1 protein-coding gene and 1 pseudogene are annotated in these 2,351 nt (G+C 61.5%); both read right to left on the reverse strand.

Annotated features, from left to right (window positions below; genetic code table 11):
• Positions 1-118 precede the first annotated feature (118 nt).
• Positions 119-1,616 (reverse strand): annotated as a pseudogene (locus EOA60_RS29150) (aldehyde dehydrogenase).
• A gap of 33 nt (positions 1,617-1,649) precedes the next feature.
• Positions 1,650-2,351: ABC transporter permease (locus EOA60_RS29155; protein ID WP_164899629.1), on the reverse strand; the 702-nt coding region annotated here is incomplete at its 5' end.

Genomic DNA, 2,351 nt, shown 5'->3' on the forward strand with positions numbered 1-2,351 from the left:
ACCAGACGCGACATGTCCAGCACCCGAACCCCTGCGAGTGCCCCCTGCGCGTCCGACCCGCCCCACGATGCCTTGACGGCCGGAACCAGCTTTTCATCAACTTGCATGCTGTCTGCCTTCATCGACGGATGAACGGGTCCGGTACATCAAGGTCGGTTGATATCCAGACGCATTTTGTTTCGAGATATTCCTTGACGGCATCGATGCCGGACTCGCGGCCGACGCCGGAGCGCTTGTAGCCCCCGAACGGAGAGGTGAACGAGGTGGCGCGGTAGTTGTTGATCCAGACCGTGCCTGCCTGCAGCCTGTCGGCCATGAGTTTGCGCGCGGTGAAGCGATTTCGTCCACACGCCCGCCGCAAGGCCGTAGACGATGTCATTGCCGATGCGCACCGCATCCTCTTCGGTGTCGAATGGGATGACCGACAGGACCGGCCCGAAAATCTCCTCCTGGGCGATACGCATGTCGTTTTTGACGTCGGTGAAGATCGTCGGTTGCACGAACAGGCCGCCGAGCTCGGTTTCATATTGCCCGCCACCCAGCAGGCATGTCGCGCCCTCGGACTTGCCGATCTCGATATAGCGGAGAATTTTCTCGAACTGCGGCCTAGTGGCGATCGGACCGATGTTGGTTGCCGCATCAGAAGGATCGCCTATGCGCGCACGTTTGACCACGTCCAGCAGACGCTCGACGAACGCGTCGTGGATCGAACGCTGCACCAGCAACCTCGAGCCGGCCACGCACTGTTGTCCGGAAGCCGCGAAGATGCCTGAGATCGCGCCTTTGACGGCCTGATCGAGGTCCGCATCGTCGAAGACGATGTTCGGCGACTTGCCGCCCAATTCGAGAGTAACGGTTTTCAGTCCGCGGGCTGCGAGCTCGTAGACTTTCGTTCCCGCTTCCTCGCCTCCGGTAAAGCCGACATGCGCGACATCCTTGTGGGACACGAGCGCAGCGCCGACCGCTCCACCGCCCGTCACGACGTTAACCGATCCCGCAGGAAATCCGGCCTCGGCAAACAGCTGGGCGAATTCGATGACGGACGCCGACGTGAACTCCGACGGCTTGATGACGGCAGCGCATCCCGCCGCAAGCGCCGGAGCGAGCTTCCAGGTCGTCAAGGTCAATGGTGAGTTCCAGGGGGTGATGATAGCCACCACCCCCTTCGGTTCATATTTGGTATAGGCAAAAACGCCCTTCTTGTCCGTCGGGACCACGGCGCCCTGGATCTTGTCCGCGAGACCTCCGTAATAACGATAGTATTCGGCCGTGTAGCGCACCTGCGACCGGACCTCCGTCGCGAGCTTGCCATTGTCGCGCATTTCGATGCCGGCTATACGCTCGGCTTCACGTTCGATGATGCCGGCCAGGCTGACCAGAAGCTTGCCTCTTTCGGTCGGCCTCAGATCGCGCCACGCAGCGCTTTTCCAGCACTCATGAGCGCTTTTCACGGCAGCATCGACGTCCGAGGCATTGCCTTCCGCCACGCGGGACCAGACCTCGCCGGTCGCGGGATTTTCGGACTCGAAATACCTACCCGAATTGGGCTTCCGAAGCTGCCCGCCGTAGTAGAGATCGTACACACGATCACTCGGAGTGCTCGTCAGGGATTGCATCTCCAGTCAAACTCGCTTTTTCGCAGAAGACCTTCATTGCATCGGCGACATACGGAACCATTTTGGGAAATTGCGCAGGCCGGTCACCACAAGTATCGACCCGGCCTGCACAAGCAGTTGGGTCGCCGCACTCGCACCCATGGAGAGGACCATCTGCCCGAGCTGCGTGATGAACAGCGCGGCCACTGCGCTCGCCACGACACTGCCGCGCCCGCCAGCCAGCGAACTGCCCCCTATCACCACCGCCGCCACGCTGGGCAGCAGATAGTCGTTACCCGCCGAGTGCGTGGCGCTGCCGATAAAGCCTGCAAGCAGTATGCCGCCGATGGCAAAGCATATCGCCGCGATCGCATAGGCAGATATCTGATAGAAAGGAACGTTGACACCGGCGATCTGAGCGGCCGCGGGATTGACGCCAACTGCCACGAAACGGCGACCGAACGCGGTCTTCGTGGTGAGGACGGCGACGACCAGCACGGCGACAATCGCGAAGATCAGGCTCGGCGGCAAGCCGAATACCCGGCCGACCGAAAACACGCGCAGCTCCGGCGGAGCCTCCACCGGCGTACCCGCCGAAAGCCACCGCACGATGCTGATCATCAACGCGTTCGTCGCCAGCGTGGTGACGATCGGCGCGATGTTCACATAGACGCACAGCAAACCGTTGATGATGCCGAACAACAGAGCCACCGCCAGGGTCAAAGCCACAGCCGGCAGAATCGGAATGCCCTGGGT

Origin of the sequence: Mesorhizobium sp. M1A.F.Ca.IN.020.06.1.1 (assembly GCF_004023265.1) — a bacterium.
Lineage (GTDB): Bacteria > Pseudomonadota > Alphaproteobacteria > Rhizobiales > Rhizobiaceae > Mesorhizobium.